The sequence below is a fragment of the Bordetella petrii genome, from assembly GCF_020991325.1.
Taxonomy (GTDB): domain Bacteria; phylum Pseudomonadota; class Gammaproteobacteria; order Burkholderiales; family Burkholderiaceae_B; genus Bordetella_A; species Bordetella_A petrii_E.
Window position 1 is genome coordinate 25,115 of the sequence record NZ_JAJMLX010000017.1, and the last position, 6,962, is coordinate 32,076.

General features: G+C 66.4%; 5 protein-coding genes. 2 read left to right on the plus strand and 3 right to left on the minus strand.

Annotation, left to right across the window (positions count from 1 at the left end; all coding sequences use genetic code 11):
* Positions 1-115: 115 nt before the first annotated feature.
* Positions 116-1,639 carry an MFS transporter gene (locus LPZ50_RS03530; RefSeq protein ID WP_230657635.1) on the plus strand — a complete coding sequence of 508 codons (1,524 nt, stop codon included), beginning with the start codon at positions 116-118 and terminating at the stop codon, positions 1,637-1,639.
* Here LPZ50_RS03530 and LPZ50_RS03535 read toward each other — a convergent pair.
* The 3 genes from LPZ50_RS03535 to polA all read right to left on the minus strand — a co-directional run bounded on the left by LPZ50_RS03535 (position 1,627) and on the right by polA (position 6,144).
* The gene (locus LPZ50_RS03535) at positions 1,627-2,418 is read right to left on the minus strand and encodes a dienelactone hydrolase family protein (RefSeq protein ID WP_230657638.1); all 792 of its coding nucleotides are present in this window, start codon (positions 2,416-2,418) and stop codon (positions 1,627-1,629) included. The two genes, LPZ50_RS03530 and LPZ50_RS03535, sit on opposite strands and share 13 nt — an antisense overlap.
* Positions 2,419-2,463: 45 nt before the next feature.
* Entirely contained in the window at positions 2,464-3,363 is a 900-nt protein-coding gene (locus LPZ50_RS03540; RefSeq protein ID WP_230657640.1) for a ZIP family metal transporter, read from the minus strand.
* Between the two features lie 63 nt (positions 3,364-3,426).
* A complete protein-coding gene (polA, locus tag LPZ50_RS03545; RefSeq protein ID WP_230657643.1) occupies positions 3,427-6,144 on the minus strand; it encodes a DNA polymerase I in 2,718 nt (905 codons plus the stop codon).
* Between the two features lie 52 nt (positions 6,145-6,196).
* Here polA and LPZ50_RS03550 point away from each other — a divergent pair, with 52 nt between their 5' ends.
* A complete protein-coding gene (locus LPZ50_RS03550; RefSeq protein ID WP_230657646.1) occupies positions 6,197-6,823 on the plus strand; it encodes a TIGR00730 family Rossman fold protein in 627 nt (208 codons plus the stop codon).
* Positions 6,824-6,962: the final 139 nt, after the last annotated feature.

Below are 6,962 nucleotides of genomic sequence, written 5' to 3' on the forward strand. Positions count from 1 at the left end.
TTACCTCTTTTTCAATACATACGTATGGATTGGAATTATAATGGCCAACCGTATCCGGCGCCAGGCTGGACGCCGGCCCCTTGCCCGCGTCGTCTTAGTGCCGGCAGGAAATCTCATGTCTTTCCGGTCTCATCGCTGGCTGGTATTGGCCATTGTGTCGATCGATCTATTCCTGATCGTCATCGACATGTCGGTACTCTACACGGCGCTGCCCCACCTTACGCAGGCCATGGGCGCGTCCGCGGCCGAAAAGCTCTGGATCGTGAACGCATACCCCCTGGCCGTGGCCGGGCTGCTGCCCGGCATGGGTACGTTATCGGACCGCTACGGCCCCAAGCGCCTGTTCACCAGCGGCCTGGCCGTATTCGGCGCGGCCTCGCTGGCGGCCGCCTATGCCGCCAGCCCGTCATGGCTGATAGCCGCCCGCGTGCTGCTGGCGGTGGGCGCCGCCATGATGATGCCCGCCACGCTTGCCATCATCCGCCATACGTTCACGGACACCCGGGAGCGCACCCTGGCCATTGGCATATGGGCAGCCGTCGCCTCGGGCGGCGCCGCGTTCGGCCCCGTGGTGGGCGGCGCCCTGCTGGAGCATTTCTGGTGGGGGTCGGTATTCTTGATCAACGTGCCGATCGTGCTGGTGGTGCTGCCCCTGGGGTTGTGGGCCGTGCACGACTTTCCGGGCCATGCGTCGCGCCGCTGGGACCTGCTGGGCTCGCTGCAGATTCTGGTGGGCCTGGTGGGCGTGGTGTATGCGGTCAAGGAAGTCAGCCAGCATGCCCCTTCGTATCCGGTGGCACTGGCCGCGGCGCTGGCGGGCGCCGGCCTGCTGGTGGTTTTCGTGCGCCGGCAGCTGCGCATGGCCGACCCGCTGATCGATTTTGCGCTGTTCCGCAGCCGCAGGTTCAGCGGCGCCATCGTGGTCGCGCTGGTGGCTTCGGCGGCGTTCTCGGGAGTGGAGCTGATCTTCAGCCAATGGCTGCAACTGGTGCGCGGCATGTCGCCGCTGCAGGCCGGCCTGTTCATCCTGCCGGCGCCGCTGGCCGCCTTCGTGGCGGGGCCGGTGGCGGGCCTGCTGCTGCCGCGCGTGGGCGAACATCGCGGCCTGTGGATGGCCATGTTCACCGCCGGCGTGGGCACATCGGCGCTGGCCCTGCTGTACCAGGCCGCGCCGGTATGGCAGTTGTCCAGCCTGGCTGTCATGGGCTTCGGGCTGGGCGCCGCCATGACCGCGGCATCCAGTTCCATTCTGTCCGGCGCACCCGCCAGCCAGATAGGCATGGCCGGCTCGGTGGAGGAAATGTCGTATGAAGTGGGCGCCGTGCTGGGCGTGGCGCTGATGGGCAGCCTGGCCACCGCGGCCTACGGCGCTTCGCTGGCGCTGCCCGCGGACCTGGAGCTGCCCGGGATCGTGCACGACAGCCTGGACGAGGCGCTGGCTGTGCCCCCGCCCGCCGCGCCCGCCACGGCCAGCCTGCTGGCCACCCTGGCCCGCGCCGCGTTCGACCACGCGTTCCTGGCCGTGCTGGTGGCCACCGCCGTGCTGCTGCTGGGTACCGCATGGGGCCTGTTGCGCCACGGCGATGGCGGCCGCCGCGGCATGGCGCGGCCGCTGTCGCGGGCGGATCAGGCCAGGTAGCGCTTGAACCAGGCCAGCATGCGTTGCCAGCCATCGCGGGCATCGGGCTCGCGGTACATGGGGCGGTAATCGGCCAGGAACCCATGGCCCGCGTCCGGGTACACCACCACCTCGGAGGCGCGCGCCGCCTCGTTGCCCTGCGCCAGCCTGGCGCGCAGTTGCTCCACGTCTTCCAGCGGGATGCTGGTGTCCTGGCCGCCGTACAGGCCCAGGACAGGCGCATGTGTCTGGCCGGCCACGTCCAGCACCACATGCTTGATCAGGGGGCCATGCCCCGCGCTGAGCTTGCCGTACCAGGCCACGCCGGCCCTGACCGCGGGGTTGTGCGCGGCATACATCCAGGTCAGGCGTCCGCCCCAGCAGAACCCGGTAATGCCGACGCGCCTGGTATCGCCGCCGTGCTGCCCGGCCCAGGCCAGGCTGGCATCCAGATCGGCGTACACCTGTTCATCGGGCACCTTGGACACAATGTCGGCCACCAGCCTGGGCACGTCGTTGTATTGGGACGGATCGCCCTGGCGCTGGTAGAGTTCGGGCGCGATGGCCAGATAACCGGCCTTGGCCAGGCGGCGGCAGATGTCCTTGATGTGCTCGTGCACGCCAAAGATTTCCTGCACGACCAACACGACGGGCAGGCCCGACTTGCCCTCGGGCGCCGCATAGTAGGCGGCGATCTGGCCGTCGACCACGGGCAATTGGAAATCGCCGTGCGCCAGGCCCTGGGCATCGGTGCGGATGGTGGTGTCTGCGGGCTGGCCGGCAGCGGGGGCAAAACTCATGACGGACTCCTGTACAAACGGACCCGCCCGTTGGACGTGCGGACCCTAGTGAGAGTGAATGGCCTGCGCGGGCTCGCCTGGCACCGCGCTGCCGCGCGGGGCATCGTGCCCATGCGGGTGCTCGTGCACATGCTCGTGGGCATGCCCGGAAGCGTGATCGTGCGCGTGGCCGTGATGCATGAATGACGTAACGCCATAGATGACGATAACGCCTGCGCCCACCAGCAGCAACTGCGGCACCGCATCAGCCAGCGAACCGCGTTCGTGCATTTGCGGAATCAGGTCGGCCACCGAGATATACAGGAAGCTGCTGGCGGCAATGACCAGCACGTAAGGCACCCATTGCTGGGCCTGCTGCAGCACGAAATAGCCGACCACGCCGCCGATCGCCGTGCACAGGCTGCTGAACAGGATCAGGGTGAAGGCCCGGCGCCGCGCCAGTCCGGCATTGAGCAGCACGACGAAGTCGCCCAGCTTGTGCGGGACTTCATGCACGATGATGGACGCCGCCGTCAGCACGCCCAGCAGCGGGTCGGCCAGGAAAGCCGCCGCCACCAGCACGCCGTCGCACAGATTGTGCAGCGAACTGCCGACCAGGATCAGCACGCCGCCGCGGCCGGCCTCGTGCCGGTCGTGCCCCTTGTGATGATGATGGCCGTCACCTTCGTGGTGGTGGCTGTGGCGCAGCAGCGCGATTTTCTCCAGCACGAAGAATCCCACCAGCCCGGCCAGCAGCAAAGCGAACAAGGCCCGCGTGTCCGCCGGCGCATGCTCGAAGGCCTCTGGCAGCAGGTGCAGCAGGGCCACCGACAGCAGCACCCCCACCGACAGGCTGACCATGTGATGCAGGTACTTGCTGAACACGCGGTAGGCCAGCCAACTGGCGACGGCCACGGCGATCAGGCCGCCGGCAACGGTGGCAAGCAGAATCCAGAGAAGCAGCATGGGGAAGGCGGGTAAGGGCGAAAGGCAACATTATATCGTTACACTGCCGCCCCACCCCGGATGTCAATGCGCCTGTTCCCAATTGGGGCCCACGCCCACTTCGGCCAGCAGAGGCACCCGCAGCGTGGCCACGCCGCACATCAGGGCCGGCAGGCGCTCGCGTACCCGCGGCAATTCGTCGTCAGGCACTTCCAGCACCAGTTCGTCGTGCACCTGCATGATCATGCGGGTGGCCAGGCTTTCCTGCTGCAGCCAGTCTTGCACGGCCACCATGGCCATCTTGATGAGGTCGGCCGCCGTGCCCTGCATGGGCGCATTGATGGCGGCCCGTTCGGCGCCCTGCCGGCGCGGCCCCGACGCGGCACGGATGTCCGGCATTTGCAGGCGCCGGCCGAATACGGTTTCGACATAGCCCTGCTGGCGGGCCAGTTGGCGGGTGTGTTCCATGTACTGCGCCACGCCGGGGTAGCGCGCGAAGTAGCGGTCGATATACGCCTGGGCGGCATCGCGCGTAATGCCCAGGTTGGACGCCAGGCCGAATACACCCATGCCGTAGATCAGGCCAAAATTGATGGCCTTGGCGGCGCGGCGCTGTTCGGCGCCGACCTCGGCCAGGGGCACCCCGAAGATTTCCGCCGCCGTGGCGCGGTGGATGTCTTCTCCGGCGGCAAAGGCCCGCTGCAGATTGGCGTCGTCGGACACATGCGCCATGATGCGCAGTTCGATCTGGGAATAATCGGCCGATACCAGCACGCCGCGTTCGGCGATGAAAGCCTCGCGCACGCGCCGCCCCGCCTCGGTGCGCACCGGGATGTTCTGCAGATTGGGATCGGAAGACGCCAGCCGGCCGGTGATGACGGCCGCCTGTGAATAATGCGTATGGACGCGGCCCGTGCGGGCGTTGATCATGCGCGGCAGCTTGTCGGTATAGGTGGACTTCAGCTTGGACAGGCCGCGGTATTCCAGCAGCACTTGCGGCAGCGGGTAATCCTGCGCCAGCTTGGTCAACACCTCTTCGTCGGTAGAGGGCGCGCCGCCGGCGGTTTTGCGCAGCACCGGCAGTTCCATGCGCCCGAACAGGATTTCGCCCAGTTGCTTGGGGGAATTCAGGTTGAAGGGCTGCCCGGCCAGGTCGTAGGCGCGCTGCTCGAGCGTCAGCATTTCCTGGCCCAGCCGATGGCTTTGGCGGCCCAGTTCGGCGGCATCGACCTTGACCCCGTTGCGCTCGATGACGGTAAGCACGCGCGAAACCTGCATTTCCAGCTGGTAGATGCGTTCCAGGCCGGCATCGGCGGCCACCCGGGGGCGCATGGCCTGGTGCAGTTGCAGGGTGAAGTCGGCGTCTTCGCACGCATAGTGGCCCGCCTTGTCGACCGCCACTTCATCGAAGCCGATCTGCTTGGCGCCCTTGCCGCACAGTTCTTCATAGGTGACGCCGCCGCGGCCCAGATAACGCTGCGCCAGGTCGTTCATGCCCACGCCGCGGTGCGACTCCAGCACGTAGGCCTGCAGCATGGAGTCTTCCTGGATGCCGGCCAGCACAATGCCTTCGTTGGCGAACACGTGCGTGTCGTACTTGGCGTGGTGCAGCAGCTTGGCGCGTTGCGGGTCTTCCAGCCAGCCGCGCAGGCGCTGCAGGACTTCGGCCTTGGGCAGTTGCTCGGCGCTGTCGGGACCGCGGTGCGCCACCGGGATATAGCAGGCCACGCCCGGCGCGGTGGCCATGGAAATGCCCACCAGGCTGGCCTGCATTTCGTCCAGCGATGTGGTTTCGGTATCCAGCGCCACCAGGGAAGCCTCGGCCGCCTGGGCCATCCATTCGTCGAAGGCCGGCCAGGTGGAGATGATCTGGTAGCGCAATTCCGCCGGCGCGGCCGGCGCCTCGACGATGACCCGGGCATCGCCTTGGGGCACGCGCTGCGCGTCGCCGGTGAGTTCGCGCAGCCAGGTGCGGAACCCGTACTTTTCGTACAGGGATTGCAGGATATCGGTATCCGGCTGGCGCGGCGCCAGATCCTGGATGTGCTGGATGTGGCCGGTGAGATCGCAATCGCACTTTACGGTAAGCAGCTGGCGAGTCAGCGGAAACTGCGCAATGGCCTCGCGCAGGTTGTTGCCCGCCACGCCCTTGATGCCATCGGCTTGTTCCACCAGCGTATCGATGGAGCCGAACTCGGCCAGCCATTTCGCCGCGGTCTTGGGCCCCACCTTGGTAACCCCTGGCACATTGTCGACCGTATCGCCGATCAGCATGAGGTAGTCGACAATGCGTTCGGGCGGCACACCGAACTTGTTGAGCACCCCGGGTTCGTCCAGCACCTCGCCGCTCATGGTATTGACCAGCGTGACGTGGGAATCCACCAACTGGGCGAGGTCTTTGTCGCCGGTAGAGACAATGGTGCGGATGTCGTGCTGCGTGGCCTGCTTCGCCAGCGTGCCAATGATGTCGTCGGCCTCGACCCCTTCGATGGCGAGCACGGGCCAGCCCAGGGCCTTCACGGCCTGGTGGATGGGTTCGATTTGCGCCGCCAGGTCTTCAGGCATGGGCGGCCGATGCGATTTATAGTCGGGATAGAGATCATCGCGGAAGGTCTTGCCGCGCGCGTCGAAAATGCAGGCTGCGTAATCTGCCTTATGATCCGAGACCAGCTTGCGCAGCATATTGACGACACCGTACAGCGCGCCCGTGGGTTCGCCTTGCGCATTGCGCAAATCGGGCATAGCGTGAAAAGCGCGGTACAAGTAGCTCGAACCGTCTACCAGCAATAAGGTTTTATTCATGGTTACAAAGGCAGAATTAGAAACGCCCGCCGGCAAACAAATACCGGTGATTATGTCAGAGATACGGGCGGCGGCAGACAAGCTGGCCGACATCGGCCCCGCCGTCAGCGTATTCGGCAGCGCGCGCATCAGCCGCGAATCTCCCCATTATGAAACTTGCGAGGCAATTTCGGCGGCCCTGGCCGAAGCCGGCTTCGCCGTCATCGCCGGCGGCGGCCCCGGCATCATGGAAGCGGCCAACAAGGGCGCCTTCGAAGCCGGCGGCACCAGTGTCGGCCTGAACATCAGCCTGCCCCACGAGGCGCACAACAACGAGTACCAGACCATCAGCCTGTCGTTTGAGTATTTCTACTCGCGCAAGGCCACGTTCTTCATGCACAGCTTCGCCTATGTGGCCCTGCCGGGCGGCTTTGGCACCATGGACGAGCTGTTCGAGGCGCTGACGCTGATCCAGACCGGCAAAGTGCCGCCCGCGCCCATCATCCTGGTGGGCAGCGAGTACTGGCATGGCCTGGTCGAATGGCTGGCCGACCAGATGCTGCCCAACGGCATGATAGCCGCGCATGACCTGGAACTGTTCATCGTGGAAGACGACCCGCGCAAAGTGGTGCGCCGGGTGGTGGAGTTCCATTCCGAGCGGGCGTCCGGCGCGGAATACGCGCCTTCGCTGCCGGGCTGAACGGACCAGCGCCCGCCCGCAGCGCCACTGGGCGGCACACTAGCCGAGCGCCTGCGCCACGGCCTGGCGCGCCCTTGCCACGAACTCGCTTTCACCGTGGCGCGCCGGCAGCAGGCAGAACCTGGCTTGCGGCAAGGGG